General features: G+C 62.9%; 15 protein-coding genes. 11 read left to right on the forward strand and 4 right to left on the reverse strand.

Features of this window, described 5'->3' with window-relative positions; genetic code table 11:
• Nucleotides 1-8: 8 nt before the first annotated feature.
• From era to lepB, 3 genes are read right to left on the reverse strand one after another with little or no spacing between them, the layout of a single operon-like run.
• On the reverse strand, nucleotides 9-902 hold the full coding sequence (era, locus tag AC2TC0_RS09000; RefSeq protein WP_484717170.1) for a GTPase Era: 894 nt from the start codon (nucleotides 900-902) through the stop codon (nucleotides 9-11).
• Nucleotides 899-1,579: a ribonuclease III gene (gene rnc / locus AC2TC0_RS09005; RefSeq protein WP_484717171.1), complete on the reverse strand. Its 681-nt coding sequence runs from the start codon at nucleotides 1,577-1,579 to the stop codon at nucleotides 899-901. Before rnc ends, era begins: the two co-directional genes overlap by 4 nt.
• Nucleotides 1,576-2,394, reverse strand: coding sequence for a signal peptidase I (lepB, locus tag AC2TC0_RS09010; protein ID WP_484717485.1), 819 nt, complete (start codon nucleotides 2,392-2,394; stop codon nucleotides 1,576-1,578). The genes rnc and lepB overlap by 4 nt, the downstream gene beginning before the upstream one ends.
• A gap of 196 nt (nucleotides 2,395-2,590) precedes the next feature.
• Between lepB and pgi the strand changes: the two genes are divergently transcribed.
• From pgi to AC2TC0_RS09065, 11 genes are all read left to right on the forward strand, one after another.
• Complete coding sequence (gene pgi / locus AC2TC0_RS09015) at nucleotides 2,591-4,102, forward strand: glucose-6-phosphate isomerase (RefSeq protein ID WP_484717172.1); 1,512 nt, start codon at nucleotides 2,591-2,593, stop codon at nucleotides 4,100-4,102.
• A 79-nt stretch (nucleotides 4,103-4,181) separates the two neighbouring features.
• Complete coding sequence (gene gorA, locus AC2TC0_RS09020) at nucleotides 4,182-5,528, forward strand: glutathione-disulfide reductase (RefSeq protein WP_484717173.1); 1,347 nt, start codon at nucleotides 4,182-4,184, stop codon at nucleotides 5,526-5,528.
• A 70-nt stretch (nucleotides 5,529-5,598) separates the two neighbouring features.
• Nucleotides 5,599-6,615 (forward strand): NAD-dependent epimerase/dehydratase family protein, encoded by a 1,017-nt coding sequence (locus AC2TC0_RS09025; RefSeq protein ID WP_484717174.1) that lies wholly within the window; start codon nucleotides 5,599-5,601, stop codon nucleotides 6,613-6,615.
• Between the two features lie 61 nt (nucleotides 6,616-6,676).
• Nucleotides 6,677-8,203 (forward strand): acyl-CoA carboxylase subunit beta, encoded by a 1,527-nt coding sequence (locus tag AC2TC0_RS09030; RefSeq protein WP_484717175.1) that lies wholly within the window; start codon nucleotides 6,677-6,679, stop codon nucleotides 8,201-8,203.
• Between the two features lie 9 nt (nucleotides 8,204-8,212).
• Nucleotides 8,213-8,653, forward strand: a complete 441-nt coding sequence (gene mce, locus AC2TC0_RS09035; RefSeq protein ID WP_484717176.1) for a methylmalonyl-CoA epimerase — start codon at nucleotides 8,213-8,215, stop codon at nucleotides 8,651-8,653.
• The gene (locus tag AC2TC0_RS09040) at nucleotides 8,650-9,261 is read left to right on the forward strand and encodes a glutathione S-transferase family protein (RefSeq protein WP_484717177.1); all 612 of its coding nucleotides are present in this window, start codon (nucleotides 8,650-8,652) and stop codon (nucleotides 9,259-9,261) included. The genes mce and AC2TC0_RS09040 overlap by 4 nt, the downstream gene beginning before the upstream one ends.
• A gap of 11 nt (nucleotides 9,262-9,272) precedes the next feature.
• Nucleotides 9,273-11,408: a methylmalonyl-CoA mutase gene (scpA, locus tag AC2TC0_RS09045; protein WP_484717178.1), complete on the forward strand. Its 2,136-nt coding sequence runs from the start codon at nucleotides 9,273-9,275 to the stop codon at nucleotides 11,406-11,408.
• Nucleotides 11,405-12,412, forward strand: a complete 1,008-nt coding sequence (gene bioB, locus AC2TC0_RS09050) for a biotin synthase BioB (protein ID WP_484717179.1) — start codon at nucleotides 11,405-11,407, stop codon at nucleotides 12,410-12,412. The genes scpA and bioB overlap by 4 nt, the downstream gene beginning before the upstream one ends.
• Nucleotides 12,409-13,083: a CPBP family glutamic-type intramembrane protease gene (locus tag AC2TC0_RS09055; protein ID WP_484717180.1), complete on the forward strand. Its 675-nt coding sequence runs from the start codon at nucleotides 12,409-12,411 to the stop codon at nucleotides 13,081-13,083. Before bioB ends, AC2TC0_RS09055 begins: the two co-directional genes overlap by 4 nt.
• Nucleotides 13,083-15,089: an ATP-binding protein gene (locus AC2TC0_RS09060; RefSeq protein WP_484717181.1), complete on the forward strand. Its 2,007-nt coding sequence runs from the start codon at nucleotides 13,083-13,085 to the stop codon at nucleotides 15,087-15,089. The genes AC2TC0_RS09055 and AC2TC0_RS09060 overlap by 1 nt, the downstream gene beginning before the upstream one ends.
• A gap of 8 nt (nucleotides 15,090-15,097) precedes the next feature.
• Nucleotides 15,098-15,508 (forward strand): hypothetical protein, encoded by a 411-nt coding sequence (locus AC2TC0_RS09065; protein WP_484717182.1) that lies wholly within the window; start codon nucleotides 15,098-15,100, stop codon nucleotides 15,506-15,508.
• 6 nt (nucleotides 15,509-15,514) lie between these two features.
• Here the strand turns inward: AC2TC0_RS09065 and AC2TC0_RS09070 are convergent, their stop codons facing one another.
• Nucleotides 15,515-16,282 (reverse strand): cyclase family protein, encoded by a 768-nt coding sequence (locus tag AC2TC0_RS09070; protein WP_484717486.1) that lies wholly within the window; start codon nucleotides 16,280-16,282, stop codon nucleotides 15,515-15,517.
• Nucleotides 16,283-16,375 lie beyond the last annotated feature (93 nt).

Raw genomic sequence — 16,375 nt, forward strand, 5'->3', positions numbered from 1 at the left:
GCGCCCACTCAATCCACCCAATCCAGCCCCATGTCGCGATACACTCCGCGGTCTTCGTCCCAATTGGCCTTGACCTTCACGTGCAGGAACAGGTGCACCTTTCGGCCCAGCAATTCGGCGAGCTCCGCCCGCGCCTTGGCGCCGATTTCCTTGATCCGCGCGCCCTTGTGCCCCAGCACGATGGCGCGCTGGTTGTCGCGCGCGACATAGATTTGCTGGTGGATTTCGGCGCTGCCGTCGGGCCGCGTTTTGAACAGCTCGGTCTCGACGGTTGATTGATAGGGCAGCTCCTCGTGCAACTGGCGGAACAATTGCTCGCGGGTAATCTCGGCGGCCAGCATCCGTTCGGGCGCGTCGCTGACCTCATCTTCGGGAAAGTGCCAGCTACCTTGGGGCATACGCCCCGCCAGATGCGCCTTCAGCTCGGCCACGCCGTCGCCGGTTTGCGCGCTGATAAAGAAAATTTCGGCAAAATTGGCGCGCCCCGCCAAATCCTCGGCCAGCGTCAGCAGCTTGTCCTTCTTGGCCAGGTCCACCTTGTTGAGCGCCAGGATCAGCGGCTCCTTGCGGTTCTGCAGGCCGTTCAGCAGTCGCTCGACCCGTTCGCCGGGTTTGGCCAGCGCGTCGACCACCAGCACGATGGCCTCGGCATTGTCGATGCTGCCCCACGCCGCCGCCACCATCGCGCGGTCCAGCCGGCGTTCGGGCGCGAAAATGCCCGGTGTGTCGATCAGCACAATCTGGGTATCGCCGTCCATCGCGACGCCCATCAGGCGCGTGCGCGTCGTCTGCGCCTTGGGGCTGACGATGGCGACTTTCTGGCCGACCAGCGCGTTGACGAGGGTCGATTTGCCCGCATTGGGCGCGCCGACAACGGCAACAAAACCGCAGCGCTGGGTCATTCCTTCATTCCTTCGACAATAGCGAGCAACGCGGCGGCGGCCTCTTTCTCGGCGGCCTGTTTGCTCGGACCCTCGGCGGTCGCCTCGGCCAGCTTACCGATAGCAGCGCGCACCGTGAAGCGCGGGGCATGGTCGGGTCCAGAGCGGTCCACCACGCTATATTCAGGCGGCTTGCGCCCACGCGCGAGGGCCCATTCCTGCAAGGCCGCCTTGGGATGTTTGGGCGCCGCACGCTGGCCATCGAGCATCGGCCCCCACTGCGCCAGAATGAAGGCGCGCGCAGCGTCGAGCCCGCCGTCGAGATACAGCGCACCGATCAGCGACTCTGCGACATCGGCGGCGATATTGTCGCTATAGCGCCCGCCATCGCCAATCGCCTGCGCGCCCAGCTCGACAAGTTCGGGCAGGTCAAGCTGGCGCGCGATCACCGCGCACGCTTCGCCGGACACCAGGGCATTGAAGCGCGAGGACAGCTCCCCCTCGGGCGCACCGGGAAAGCGCGCAAAAAGCTCGGTTGAAATGACCAACCCCAGCACCCGGTCTCCCAGAAATTCCAGCCGCTGGTAATCGGCCTTGCCGGTGCTGCCGTGGGTCAGCGCCTGGGTAAAATGCCCAAGCTCGCGCGGGCGATGCCCGGTGATGTGGGCCAGGGTATCGGCAAGGTCCCCGCGACTCAAAAGCCTTCCCCGATGCGCTCCCAGCGCGCGGCGGTGAACCAGCTGATGGGGTTGAACCAGCTCGCCGATCCGTCGGTGGCGAACATGCTGACCAGCGCTTTGCCGACCAGATTTTCTTGCGGGACGATGCCGATGCCCGCACCTTCAATGGCCGGAAAGCGGCTATCGCTGCTGCGGTCGCGATTGTCGCCCATCAGGAACAAATGTCCCTCGGGCACGATGGTCAGCGGATAATTGTCGGCCGATGAACGGATGACATCGAGCACGGCATAGCTTTTGCCGTTGGGCAGCGTTTCTTTGTAGCGCGGATAGCGGCACTGACGCTTGCCGTCGGGTGTCAGTTCCTCGAATTGCATCGCATAACAGGGCAGGTCACCCGTCCCGCGCGCTGCATCGATCATATTCTGGGTCACCGGAATCACCAGGTCGGGCATCTTCACCTTGGGCACCGGCTTGCCGTTCAGCCACAACACCCCGTCGCGCATCTCGATGCTGTCACCGGGCAGGCCGATGACGCGCTTGATATAATCGACGCTGTTGCCCGGCGGCGCCTTGAACACGGCGACATCACCACGCTCGGGCGTCGCGGGAAAGATGCGCCCGGGGATCAACGGCACGCTGAACGGCAGGCTGTGCTTGGAATAGCCATAGGCCATTTTGTTGACGAGCAGATAGTCGCCGATCAGCAGGCGGGGCTGCATCGACTCCGACGGAATGTTAAAAGGTGACAGGAAAAAGCTGCGAAAGATGATCACCGCGACGACCAGCCAGGCCAGGAAACGGACGGTGTCCACCGCTTCTTCCTTCGCGCTGATGGGTTCGGGCGCGGCAGGCGGTGTTGGGGCGTTGGCAGGCGGCAAAGCGTCGGCGGTCGTAGCGGTATCGTTCATGCCGCGGCCTTGGCGGGGAAGGGGGGCACTGGTCAAGCGATTATGGGCAATCGCGGCTGGCATCGGGGCGTTTCGGCGCGTAAGGACGCCGCGCTGACCACCGCCTGCTCTGGAGGATGATATGACTGCTGCCGACACCGCATGGACTGCGCTGGCCAAATGGCAGCCACAACGCCTGACTGATCTGGTCACCAGCGGCGGCGATGCTCGCGTCGCAGCGATGGTCCAGCATGTGGCGGACATTCGCTTCGACTTTGCCAAAACGCATCTTGATGCCGCTGCCATTGCTGCCTTGTCCGCCGTTGCCGAAGCGGGCGATTATTCCGGTCGCCGGCGCGCGCTGTTTGCCGGCGAAGTTGCCAATCCGACCGAAGGCCGTGCCGCCGAACATACCGCCGAGCGCGGCGAGGGCGCGGCCGACAGCGTCCTTCGCGCGCAGCAGTTTCACCAGCGCATGCGGCTTTTGATCGACGCGATTGAGGCGGGGGCATTCGGCGAGATCAGGCATCTGCTGCACATAGGCATTGGCGGGTCGGCGCTGGGGCCTGATTTGCTGATTGACGCACTGGGACGCCGCTCGGATCGCTACGACGTCGCGGTGGTTTCCAATGTCGATGGCGCGGCTTTGCAGGCGGTGTTCAACCGTTTCGATCCCGCAACGACACTGGTCGCCATTGCCTCCAAAACCTTCACCACCACCGAAACCATGCTCAACGCCGCCTCGGCGTTGCAATGGCTGGAAGAGGGCGGGGTCGCCGATCCGTTCGGGCGGGTGGTCGCGCTGACCGCCTATCCCGACAAGGCGGTTGCATGGGGCGTCGATGAAACCCGCGTTTTGCCGTTCAGCGAAAGCGTCGGCGGGCGCTATTCGCTCTGGTCCTCGATTGGCTTTCCGGCGGCGCTGGCGCTGGGCTGGGATGCCTTTGCCGAAATGCTGGAAGGGGCGGCGGAAATGGACCGCCACGTTCGCTTGACCGACGGGGTCGACAATGTCGCACTGCTCGCGGCCTTCGTCGACCAGCTTTATGCAAACCGCCTTGGCTGCCAGACGCGCGCGCTGTTTGCCTATGACGAACGGCTGCGGCTGCTGCCCAGCTATCTGCAGCAACTCGAGATGGAATCGAACGGCAAGTCGGTCGATCTTGATGGCACGCCGGTCGCGCGCGCGACCGCACCAATCACCTGGGGCGGCGTCGGCACTGACGCGCAGCATGCGGTGTTCCAGCTGCTGCACCAGGGTACGCATTTGATCCCGGTCGAATTTGTGGTGGCGCGCGAGCCCGAACATCACCTCGATCCGGCGCATCATGAGGCGCTGGTGCAGAACTGCATCGCACAGGGGGCGGCGCTGATGGCGGGCCGGGGGCATGCGGATGGCGCGCGCGCCTACCCCGGCGATCGGCCATCTACGACCATTCTACTGGACCAGGTCAGCCCGCACAGCCTCGGCGCGCTGCTGGCGTTCTATGAACATCGCACTTTTGCCAATGCCGTCTTGCTGGGCATCAACCCCTTCGACCAATTCGGCGTCGAGCTGGGTAAGGAGATGGCCAAGGCCGTCGGAGACGGCGGCGGTGATTTCGATCCGGCTACGCGCGCGCTGATGGCGGCGGCTCTGGGCGATGGTGCCTGAAACCTTGTCGCAAGCGCACGAAAGCCCATATCACGACGAACGCGTAACCTAATCGGGCAACGCAGCGAAAGACCAGAGTATGAGCGAGTTTGATTTTGACCTGTTCGTCATCGGCGCAGGATCGGGCGGCGTGCGCGCCGCGCGCATCGCGGCATCGCATGGCGCGCGCGTGGCCATGGCCGAGGAATATCGCGTCGGCGGCACATGCGTGATCCGCGGCTGTGTTCCCAAAAAGCTGCTGGTCTATGGCTCGCACTTTGCCGAAGATATGGAGGATGCGCGCCGTTTTGGTTGGGACACCATGGGCGCCACCTTTGACTGGCCGACGCTGCGCGACAATGTCGCGGCCGAAGTAGACCGGCTGGAGGGGCTCTATGGCGAAACACTCGATAGTCATAAGGTTTCGCTGTTCCACCAGCGCGCGACGATTGCTGGGCCGAACCGCATCGCGCTTGCCGACGGCAGCGAAGTTAGCGCCGAGCATATTCTGGTAGCGACAGGCGCCCGGCCAATTGTGCCAGACCTTCCGGGTGCAGAGCTGGCCATCACCTCGAACGAGGTCTTCCATCTCGGCACTCTTCCCAAACGCGCGGTCATCGCCGGTGCGGGTTATATCGCCAACGAATTTGCGGGGATATTCCACGAACTGGGCGTCGATGTGACGCTGGTGACGCGCGGCGATCGGATGCTGCGTGGCTATGACAGCGAAATCGTCGACCGGCTGGTCGCGATCAGCATCGCCAAGGGCATCGACATCCGCTTCAACTTTCCGTTTCGCTCTATCGCAAAGCAGGATGACGGCAGCCTGATCGTCGATGGCGGCGAACAAGGCATGATCGAAACCGACCTGGTGATGTTCGCGGTGGGTCGCCAGCCCAACAGTGCGGGCCTTGGTCTCGAGGCGCTGGGTGTCGATATGGGCGATGACGGCACCGTTTTCGTTGACACCCACAATCGCACCAATGTTCCCGGCGTCTATGCCGTCGGCGACGTCACCAACCGCGTCCAGCTGACCCCGGTGGCGATCCGCGAGGGGCATGCGTTGGCCGACATGCTGTTCGGCGGGGTAACGCGCACTATCGATTATTCCAGCATCCCGACCGCCGTCTTTGCAAACCCGCCGCTGGCTGGCGTGGGCCTGACAGAGGCCGAGGCGCGCGACCGATTTGCCGATGTGGTTGTCTATCGCTCCAATTTCCGCGCCATGAAGAATGTGCTCGCGGGCCGCGACGAGCGCGCGCTCTATAAAATGGTCGTTGATGGCGCGTCGGGGCGGGTGCTGGGCCTTCACATCATCGGCCCCGACAGCGGAGAGATTTTGCAGGCTGCCGCCATTGCGGTGAAGGCGGGCCTTACCAAGCAGCAATTCGACGACACCGTCGCGCTGCACCCAAGCATGGCCGAAGAACTGGTGCTAATGAAATAACCAGTTTTGATTTGCAACTAAAATAATAGCACGCTATGCGGCACCTTAGCCAACATCGGGGAGGAAGCCAATGTCAGATACAGTGCTGGTCACCGGCGGTTCAGGATACATCGCCGGCTTCATCATCCGCCAGCTCGTCACCGATGGCTGGACAGTCCACACCACTATCCGCAACCTGAAGCGCGAAGCCGAAGTCCGCGGTTGGTTGGACGTCGACAACAGCAAGCTCAAATTCTTCGCCGCCGACCTGATGTCCGATGATGGTTGGGCCGACGCGGTGGCGGGGTGCAGCCATGTCGCCCACGTCGCCTCACCGCTCCCGTCCAACGCGCCCAAGAGCGATGACGAATTGATCGTCCCCGCGCGCGAGGGCGCCTTGCGCGCGCTGCGCTTTGCCCATGCGGCGGGGGTCAAGCGGCTGGTGATGACCAGCTCGGTCGCCGCCATTGCTTATGGTCATGGCCGCGACCGCCAACGCTTCAGCGAGGCCGACTGGACGAATGTCGATAGCCCCGACGCCTATGCCTATGTAAAATCCAAGACCATCGCCGAACGCGCCGCGCGCGAGTGGATGGCCGCCAATGGCGCGGGGATGGAGTTTGTGACGGTCAACCCGTCGCTGGTGCTGGGGCCGCTATTGACCGGCGATTTTTCAACCTCGCTCGAGGCGATCAAGAAGATGCTCGAAGGATCGCTGCCCGGCATTCCCAATTTCGGTTTCTCGGTGGTTGATGTGCGCGACGTCGCCGACCTGCACGTTAAATGTCTGACCGCCCCGGGCATGGCGGACGAACGCTTCATTGCGGCAGGACCGTGGCTGACGATGAAGGAAATTGCCGCAATCTTGAAAGTTGGCCTAGGTCAGGAAGCGCGCAAGGTGCCGTCGCGCGGGCTGCCCGATTTTCTCGTCAGATTGTCGGCGTTGTTTGATCCGGTGCTCCGGCAGGTAGTTGGCGAGCTCGGCAATATGCGCGACACGCCAGCGGCGCACGCCAAGGAAAGGCTTGGCTGGCAGACGCGCGACGCGCGTGACACGATCATCGAAACCGCGCGCGACATGATCCGGCTGGGCGTGGTGAAGGTCTGACATCTTGCCAAATCGCGCGCTTCCCGCCATCGCCTGAACCAAGGCAATCAAGGGAGCGGGCATGTCGGCCAATATCGCGGAAATGGAACGGCGGCGCGCGGCGGCGCGGCTGGGCGGCGGGCAGAAACGCATCGACACCCAACACGCTAAAGGCAAGCTGACCGCGCGCGAACGGCTCGACATCTTGCTCGACGAAGGCAGCTTTGAAGAGCTCGACATGTATGTCGAACATAATTGCACCGATTTCGGGATGGCCGACCAGATCATCCCCGGCGACGGGGTGGTGACCGGCAGCGGCACGATTAACGGGCGCCTCGTCTATGTCTTCAGCCAGGATTTCACCGTGTTCGGCGGTGCGTTGTCCGAACGCCATGCGCAGAAAATTTGCAAGGTGATGGACAAGGCGATGCTGGTGGGCGCGCCGGTCATTGGCCTCAACGACAGCGGCGGGGCGCGGATTCAGGAGGGCGTCGCGAGCCTCGGCGGCTATGCCGAAGTGTTCCAGCGCAATGTGCTGGCGTCGGGCGTAGTGCCGCAGATCAGCCTCATCATGGGGCCGTGCGCGGGCGGCGCTGTCTATTCACCTGCCATGACCGACTTCATATTCATGGTGAAAGATTCAAGCTATATGTTCGTCACCGGCCCCGACGTGGTCAAAACAGTGACGAACGAGGTGGTGACGCAGGAGGAACTGGGCGGCGCGACGACGCACACGTCGAAGTCGGGCGTCGCCGACGTGGCGTTTGATAATGATGTCGAAGCGCTGCTCGCGGCCCGCGAATTTTTCGATTTCTTGCCCGAAAACAACCGCAGCGGCGTCCCCACCCGCCCGACCAGCGATCCCTATGACCGCGTCGAACCCAGCCTCGACACGCTGATCCCGCCCAGCGCGAACCAGCCCTATGACATGCACGAACTGATCCGCAAAACCGTCGATGAAGGCGATTTTTTTGAGGTGCAGCCGACTCACGCCGCCAACATCATCGTCGGCTTTGGGCGTGTCGAAGGCCGTACTGTCGGCATCGTTGCCAACCAGCCACTGGTGCTCGCGGGTGTGCTCGATATCAATTCGTCGAAGAAGGCCGCGCGCTTTGTGCGTTTCTGCGATGCGTTCGAAATCCCGATCGTCACCTTCGTCGATGTTCCCGGCTTCCTGCCGGGCACGGCGCAGGAATATGGCGGCATCATCAAGCATGGCGCGAAACTGTTGTTCGCCTATGCCGAGGCGACCGTGCCGAAGATTACCGTCATCACGCGCAAGGCCTATGGCGGTGCCTATGACGTGATGGCGTCAAAGCATCTGCGCGGCGATTTGAACTATGCTTGGCCCACTGCCGAAATTGCGGTGATGGGTGCGAAAGGCGCGGTTGAGATTATATTCCGTGGTCTGTCGGGCGAAGAGCAGGCCGAAAAGGTCGCCGAGTATGAGGAACGTTTCGCCAACCCGTTTGTGGCGGCGAGCAAGGGGTTCATCGATGAAGTGATTCATCCGCGGAATACCCGGAAGCGGGTGGCGCTGGGGCTACGAAAACTGCGCAACAAGGCGCTGGAGAACCCCTGGAAGAAGCACGACAATATTCCGTTATAGGAATCTGCCATGAAACTCGGCCGCCTAAACCACATCGGCGTGGCAACGCCATCCATCGCCGACAGCATCGCCTTTTACCGCGACGTCATGGGCGCGACGCACATCCAGAATCCCTTCGACCTGCCCGAGCAAGGGGTGAAGGTGTGCTTTGTCGACACGCCCACCGACAGCGGTATGAACGGTACCCAGATCGAACTGATCGAGCCGCTTCCCGGCAACATCAGTATTTCCGCATTTCTCGAAAAAAACCCCGCGGGCGGGCAGCATCATGTCTGTTACGAAGTGCCCGACATCCACGCCGCTAAAGCCTGGTTCGAGGGGCAGGGCAAGCGCGTGCTAGGCGAGCCGCGCATTGGCGCGCACGGGACGCTAATTTTCTTTGTCCATCCGCGCGATATGCAGGGCGTACTGACCGAGATCATGGAAACGCCAAAGGTGCCGCACGCATGATGTTTTTCGACAGCCCCAACCCTGCGCAAAATCCCCGCCGGGTGCGGATCTTTGCGCACGAGAAGGGCATCACGCTGCCGTCGCAGACGGTGTCGATCATCAAGCGCGAACAAAAAAGCCCCGAATTTACCGCGCTCAACCCGCGCGGACAAACACCGGCGTTGCAGCTCGACGACGGCACGGTGATTGCCGAAAGCGTCGCCATTTGCCGCTATCTGGAGGAGGTGCACCCGGAACCACCGCTGTTCGGCACCGGCGCGCTGGAACAGGCCATGGTGGAGATGTGGAGCCGCCGGGTGGAAATGATTCTGATGCCGCCCATTGGCGCGGTCTGGGTCCACACCCATGATTTTACCGCCGCGCTGCCGGGCCGCAATGCGGAATGGGGCGCGGCCAATCGCCCGCGCGTTGAAGAGGCGCTGCGATTCTTTGATGCCTCGCTTTCGGACCGCGAATTTCTGGCGACCGACAGCTATAGCATGGCCGACATCTTACTGCTGACCACGGTGGATTTTGCTGCCTTTATCGGCATCGCCGTCCCCGACGATCTGGCCCATTTGCGCGGCTGGCACGCGCGCGTTTCGGCGCGGCCTAGCGCCGCCGCCTGACAGGACGAATGATGACCGACAAGCCGACCACCGACCAATGGGCCGCCGCCGCCGCCAAGGAAGTGAAGGGCAAGGACCTGACTTGGCACACGCCAGAGGGCCTTGCGATCAAACCGCTCTATACCGGCGAAGATGTGACGAGCGATCCTGGCCTACCCGGCTTCGCGCCCTTTACGCGCGGGGTGCGCGCGAGCATGTATGCGGGTCGGCCGTGGACTATCCGTCAATATGCGGGCTTCTCCACCGCCGAGGAATCCAACGCCTTTTACCGCCGCAATCTCGCTGCTGGGCAAAAGGGGTTGAGTGTTGCCTTCGATCTCGCCACCCACCGCGGCTATGACAGCGACCACCCGCGCGTCGTCGGCGATGTCGGCAAGGCCGGCGTCGCGATCGACAGTGTCGAGGACATGAAGATCCTGTTCGACGGCATCCCGCTCGATCAGATGTCGGTCAGCATGACGATGAACGGTGCGGTCATCCCTATCCTCGCCTTCTTCATCGTCGCGGGCGAAGAGCAGGGGGTCAGCCAAGCGCAGCTCGACGGCACCATCCAGAACGACATTCTGAAGGAGTTCATGGTCCGCAATACCTATATCTACCCGCCCGAACCTTCGATGCGGATCGTGTCGGACATTATCGCCTACACCTCGGCGCACATGCCGAAATTCAACAGCATCTCGATTTCGGGCTATCATATGCATGAGGCCGGGGCGACAGCGGTGCAGGAACTGGCCTTCACCATCGCTGACGGTAAGGAATATGCGCAGCGCGCGATCGCGAGTGGGCTCAACATCGACGCCTTTGCGGGGCGGTTGAGCTTCTTTTTCGGCATCGGCATGAATTTCTTCATGGAGGTTGCCAAACTGCGCGCCGCGCGGACGCTTTGGTGGCGCGTGATGGATGGCCTTGGCGCGAAGGATGAGCGGTCAAAGATGCTCCGCACCCATTGCCAGACATCGGGCGTGAGTTTGCAGGAGCAGGATCCTTACAACAACGTGATCCGCACCACCGTCGAGGCGATGGCGGCGACGCTTGGCGGCACGCAGTCTCTCCACACCAACGCACTCGACGAAGCCATCGCGCTCCCCACCGATTTCAGTGCCCGCATTGCCCGCAACACACAGATCGTGCTGGCCGAGGAAACGGGCATCACCCGTGTCGTCGATCCGCTTGGGGGCAGCTACTATGTCGAGGCGCTCACCCAGATGCTGGTCGATGACGCCTGGAAGATCATCGAGGAAGTCGATGCGGCGGGCGGCATGACCGCCTATGTCGCAACCGGACGTCCCAAAGCGATGATCGAAGAGGCTGCTGCCGCCCGGCAGGCGCGCGTTGATCGCGGCGAAGATGTTATCGTCGGGGTCAACAAATATCAGCCGCCCGCAAGCGACCCCCTCGACACGTTAGAGGTCGACAACCACGCCGTCCGCGAAGCGCAGATTGCCCGGCTGAAGCGGGTGCGGGCGGAGCGCGATGAAGCGGCTTGTCGCGCGGCTTTGGCGGCGCTGACCGAAGGGGCAAAGGGTGACGACAACCTGCTGGCGCTCGCCGTTGCTGCCGCTCGCGCGCGCGCCACGCTGGGCGAGATTTCGGACGCGATGGAGGCCACCTTTGGCCGCTATGCCACCACCCCCGAACCAGTAAAGGGCGTCTATGGCAAGGCCTATAGCGACGATACACGCTACGCATTGGTCGTCGAAGGCGTCGATGCGGTCAGCCGCCGATTGGGCCGCCGCCCACGCATCCTGGTTGCCAAGATGGGGCAGGACGGGCACGATCGCGGCGCTAATGTCGTCGCCAGTGCCTTCACCGACATGGGGTTCGAGGCCGTGAGCGGGCCGCTGTTCCAGACGCCCGAAGAGACGCTGGCACTCGCGTTGGACAGGGACGTCGATGCCATCGGCGCTTCCTCGCTTGCGGCGGGGCACAAGACGCTGATTCCGGAACTGATCCGCCTGCTGAAGGAAGCGGGGCGCAGTGACATCAAGGTCTTTGCGGGCGGCGTTATCCCCCCGCAGGACTATGATTATCTGCGCGAAGCCGGCGTTGTCGGCATCTATGGCCCTGGAAGCAATATCGTGGAATGCGCTGCCGACGTGCTGCGCCTATTGGGGCACAATATGCCGCCGGTTGGAGAGAATGCATGACGCTAAGGACCGACTGGACCCGCGAGGAAATTGCCGCGCTGTTCGACCTGCGGTTTGACGAACTGGTCTTTCAGGCCGCGACCGTCCACCGTGCGCACCATGCGGTGGGACAGATCCAGCTGTGCACGCTGCTTAGTATCAAGACTGGCGGCTGCCCTGAGGATTGCGGTTATTGCAGCCAGTCGGTGAAGGCCGACAGCGGGGTCGCCGCGACCAAGCTAATGGATGTGCGCGAAGTGCTGCAATCGGCGGCGCGGGCAAAGGATTCGGGCTCGCAGCGTTTCTGCATGGGCGCCGCTTGGCGCAACCCCAAGGACCGCGACATGCCCGCGATTGTCGAGATCGTGAAGGGCGTGCGCGCGATGGGCATGGAAACCTGCATGACGCTGGGCATGCTGTCGCCAAAGCAGGCCGACATGCTGGCCGCGGCAGGGCTCGATTACTACAACCACAATATCGATACCTCGCCCGAGCGCTATAATGATATCATCACCACGCGGACGATGGACGACCGGCTTGAAACGCTGGCCGAAGTTCGCCGCGCGGGCATCAATGTGTGCAGCGGCGGGATCGTCGGCATGGGGGAGACGCGCGCCGACCGGGTGGGCTTCATCCACACGCTGGCGACGCTGCCGCAGCATCCCGAAAGCGTGCCGGTCAACGCGCTGGTGCCGGTGAAGGGCACGGTGCTCGGCGACATGCTGGCCGACACGCCGATGGCCAAGATCGACGACATTGAATTCGTCCGCACGGTCGCGGTTGCGCGGATCACCATGCCGCTTAGCATGGTGCGCCTGAGCGCAGGGCGCGAAAGCATGAGCGAGGCGACGCAGTCGCTGTGCTTCATGGCGGGCGCGAACAGCATCTTCACCGGCGACAAGCTGCTGACCGCTGCCAACGCCGGCGATGACAAGGATGCGGCGCTGCTGGCGAAGCTGGGGTTGGTGCCGATGGCGGCGGAAGAACCCCTAAGGGCATGCAAGACGCTGGAGGCGGCGGAGTGATAGCCGCCGCCACTGCGCTTTTGGGTGCCTGTCTGGTCGTGTTCTTGCGGTCGGCCGGGAGATTCGGGAATGGGGGCATCCGCCCCCGCCTGATCGCAGCGGCTGCTCTTTGGCTGGTCGCTGGCGGTGCCTGCTGGCTGGCTCTGCATCAGCAAGGCTTTGATGCGGCGCGGGCAGGTTTTTTCACCATCGGCTGGGCACAGTTGGGCTACGGGTTCTTGTTTGGTCTGCTCGCTCTGGTGTCTTTCCCTCTCTATGTCCTCATCACGAGCAAGCTGGGTGGCGAGCCCCCTCAAACCGATACATTGGCGACCATCGCCTCGGCGTCTTTGCCCCAGAGGCTGTTCCTGCTCTGCACAGCCGCAGGTGCGGAAGAGCTGATCTTCCGCGCCGTTGCAATCGGCGGGCTCATGGCGGCCGGCGTCAATCATGCTGCTGCAGTTGCCGTTCCCCTTGTCGTGTTCGTTCTTCTGCACCGCGCATCATGGGGATTGGCGCATCTGGCATTTGTCACAATTGTGGGAATGCTGATGACGGCGGCGTTTTTGTATGGCGGGCTGTGGGCTGCCATTCTCGCGCATTTCATCGTCGACGCGCCCCTGATGTTGGCAGGGAAAGCGCTATCCGCCCGCGGCAACGGCAACCAAGCTGTCGAAACTGGAAGAGAATGATGTTCAAGAAAATCCTGATCGCCAACCGTGGCGAAATCGCTTGCCGGGTGATCAAGACCGCGCGTCGGATGGGGATCGCCACGGTCGCGGTCTATTCCGATGCTGATGCGCGCGCGCCGTTTGTGAAGATGGCGGACGAGGCGGTGCATATCGGGCCTTCGCCAGCCGCGCAGTCCTATTTGCTGGCCGAGAAGATCATCGCGGCGTGCAAACAAACGGGCGCGGAGGCGGTGCATCCGGGCTATGGTTTCCTGTCCGAACGCACCAGCTTTGCCGAAGCGCTGGCGGCGGAAGGCATCGCCTTTATCGGCCCCCCGGTGGGTGCGATTGCCGCGATGGGCGACAAGATTGAGTCCAAAAAGCTTGCGAAAGAGGCAGGTGTCAATGTCGTTCCCGGCTTCGTCGGCGAGATTGAAGATACCGAACATGCCGTGCGCATTTCGGCGGAAATCGGCTATCCGGTGATGATGAAGGCGTCTGCTGGGGGCGGCGGCAAGGGCATGCGCCTCGCCTATAGCGAACAGGACGTCCGCGAAGGCTTCGAGGCGGTCAAGCGCGAGGGGCTGAACTCGTTCGGCGATGACCGCGTGTTCATCGAAAAATTCATCCTGAACCCGCGCCACATCGAAATCCAGATCCTTGGCGATCAGCACGGAAACATCCTTTACCTCAACGAACGCGAATGCAGCATCCAGCGGCGGCACCAGAAAGTCGTCGAGGAAGCGCCGTCGCCTTTCGTCACGCCCAAGATGCGCAAGGCGATGGGCGAACAATGCGTCGCGTTGGCGCGCGCGGTGGGCTATTACTCCGCAGGTACCGTCGAGCTGATCGTGTCGGGCGCCGACCCTTCGGGCGAGAGCTTCTACTTCCTCGAAATGAACACGCGGCTGCAGGTCGAGCATCCGGTGACCGAGGCGATCACCGGCATCGATCTGGTTGAACAGATGATCCGCGTTGCGGCTGGCGAGAAGCTGCCTTTCGGGCAGGACGATGTGAAGCTTGACGGCTGGGCGATCGAAAACCGCGTTTATGCCGAGGATCCCTATCGCGGGTTCCTGCCTTCGACGGGCCGGCTGGTACGCTATCGCACGCCCGTTCCAGCTTGGGACGGCAAAGAGCGCGGTGTCGATGGGGTGCGGGTCGATGCGGGCGTCGAAGAAGGCGGCGAGGTTTCCATTTTTTACGACCCCATGATCGCCAAGCTCGTCACCTGGGGCGAAACGCGCGACGAGGCCGCCGACAAGCAGATCGCCGCGCTCGACCGTTTCGAGATCGAGGGCCTTGGCCACAATATCGATTTCGTCAGCGCTATCATGCAGCACCCGCGCTTCCGCTCGGGCGAGCTCACTACCGGCTTCATCGCTGAAGAATATCCTGACGGCTTTCACGGCGCGGCGGTGGCGGACGACCTGCCGCGCGCGCTCGCGGCCATCGCGGGCTTTGTCGCGACGGCGGAGGCCGATCGCGCGCGCCGCGTCGATGGCCAGCTTGGCGACCGGCTCGAACCGCCGCACGTCTGGCAGGTGACGATTGGCGGCACGCCGATGAAGGTCAAAGTCGGCGCCAAGCATATCAAGGTCGAGGGCGACAAGGTCGATATCGCACTGGAATATACCCCCGGCGACCGCCTGGTGATTGCCGACATCGATGGTGCGGAGCTGGCGGTGAAGCTGGCCAAGACGCGCACCGGCTGGCGCATGACGGCGCGCGGGCGGGCGCATGATGTGCGCGTGCTGCCCTGGCACGCCGCGCCCTATGCCAAACATATGATCGAGAAAATTCCGCCCGATCTGTCGAAGTTCTTGATCTGCCCGATGCCCGGCCTGCTCGTCTCGCTGCACGTCGGCGAGGGCGATAAGGTTGAGGCGGGCCAGCCACTCGCCACGGTCGAGGCGATGAAGATGGAAAATATCCTACGCGCCGAGAAAGCCGGCGTGGTGGCCAAGGTCAACGCGGCGCAGGGCGACAGCCTGGCAGTCGATGCGGTGATCTTAGAGATGGCGTGATGTGGGTGATGCTGGCGATGGCAGCGCTCGGGCAGGCGGTTCCTGTGGATGAAAAACTGGTCGACGGATTGCCGGTGCAAACGGTCACGCTAGTGGTGCATGGCACCACCCAGCAGTGCAGCGGGCCGATGCTTGCCGACGTCCTAAACCGTTTGGGCGCTCCCGCGGGCAATGATGTACGCGCTGACGCTCTTCGGTTGATCCTGCTCGCCAAAGCGCGCGACGGTTATCAGGTCGCCTTCACGCTGGGCGAACTGGACCCGTTGCTGGGGAACAAGCGGGCGATTATCGCGACGCAGTGTGATGGCAAGCCCCTGGCGGCTGAGGATGGCCCCTATCGGCTGGTCATGGCCGACGAAAAGCGCGGCGCGCGATCATTGCGACAGCTGGAGACGCTAACGCTGCTTAATGTTGAGTAGCCGCGCCTAATCCATCATTGCCACCGCTCTGATCCACCCCGCGCTCGCACGTTCGATCTTCACCGGAAAGCAGCTGAGCGTAAAGCCGAACGGCGGCAAACTCGCCAAATTGGTCAGTTTTTCAATCTGGTAATAGGGGCGGATGCGGCCCGCTTTGTGCCCTTCCCAGATGATGCTGGGGTCGCGCGTTTCGGCCCAGCGCTTGGCGGTATGGCTGAACGGCGCGTCCCAGCTCCACGCGTCGGTGCCGACGACCTTCACCCCGCGTTCGGTCAGATACAGCGTCGCTTCCGCGCCCAGCCCGACGCCCTGATCGGTGAAATTGTCGGTGCCGTAAACCGCGCCCGACTGCACCAGCACGATATCGAGCGGCTGCAGCGCATAGCCGATGCGCGCCAGTTCACCCTCCACCTCCGCCGCGCTGACCACATGGCCATGCGGCAGGTGGCTGAAATCCAGTTTCACGCCGGGACGGAAGAACAGGTCGAGCGGCGCTTCGTCGATGCTGGGCGCGCGGCTCGCGCCGCAGTCGGTCGTCGAATGGAAATGCCACGGCGCGTCCATATGCGTGCCGTTGTGCGTCGACAGCGTCAGCATCTCCACCGCCCAGCCCTCGCCATCGGGCAAATCCTCGCGGGTCAGACCGGGGAAGAACATGGCGATCTGTTCCCACGTATGCTCGTGGGTCATATAGGTCACCTGCGGGCGCATCACCGGCGGGTCGGAAATCACATCATTGGTGATCGGGATCGACAGGTCGATGAAGCGCGGCATGCCGTGCAGGATGCTTGCCCGCAAAGCCATAGGCAAGGCCTAAAGCTATGTTCCCACAAACCGCCGCCCCTGAGCTTGTCGAAGGGCTGTTCT

This window comes from Sphingopyxis sp. sgz302558, assembly GCF_057220455.1.

Excerpts from the sequence above, each read along its gene's own strand:
- era (WP_484717170.1), bottom strand. The coding sequence starts at position 902 with ATGACCCAGCGCTGCGGTTTTGTTGCCGTTGTCGGCGCGCCCAATGCG.
- pgi (WP_484717172.1), top strand. The coding sequence starts at position 2,591 with ATGACTGCTGCCGACACCGCATGGACTGCGCTGGCCAAATGGCAGCCA.
- AC2TC0_RS09030 (WP_484717175.1), top strand. The coding sequence starts at position 6,677 with ATGTCGGCCAATATCGCGGAAATGGAACGGCGGCGCGCGGCGGCGCGG.
- mce (WP_484717176.1), top strand. The coding sequence starts at position 8,213 with ATGAAACTCGGCCGCCTAAACCACATCGGCGTGGCAACGCCATCCATC.
- AC2TC0_RS09065 (WP_484717182.1), top strand. The coding sequence starts at position 15,098 with ATGCTGGCGATGGCAGCGCTCGGGCAGGCGGTTCCTGTGGATGAAAAA.
- AC2TC0_RS09025 (WP_484717174.1), top strand. The coding sequence starts at position 5,599 with ATGTCAGATACAGTGCTGGTCACCGGCGGTTCAGGATACATCGCCGGC.
- bioB (WP_484717179.1), top strand. The coding sequence starts at position 11,405 with ATGACGCTAAGGACCGACTGGACCCGCGAGGAAATTGCCGCGCTGTTC.
- scpA (WP_484717178.1), top strand. The coding sequence starts at position 9,273 with ATGACCGACAAGCCGACCACCGACCAATGGGCCGCCGCCGCCGCCAAG.
- AC2TC0_RS09060 (WP_484717181.1), top strand. The coding sequence starts at position 13,083 with ATGTTCAAGAAAATCCTGATCGCCAACCGTGGCGAAATCGCTTGCCGG.
- AC2TC0_RS09070 (WP_484717486.1), bottom strand. The coding sequence starts at position 16,282 with ATGCCGCGCTTCATCGACCTGTCGATCCCGATCACCAATGATGTGATT.
- AC2TC0_RS09040 (WP_484717177.1), top strand. The coding sequence starts at position 8,650 with ATGATGTTTTTCGACAGCCCCAACCCTGCGCAAAATCCCCGCCGGGTG.
- gorA (WP_484717173.1), top strand. The coding sequence starts at position 4,182 with ATGAGCGAGTTTGATTTTGACCTGTTCGTCATCGGCGCAGGATCGGGC.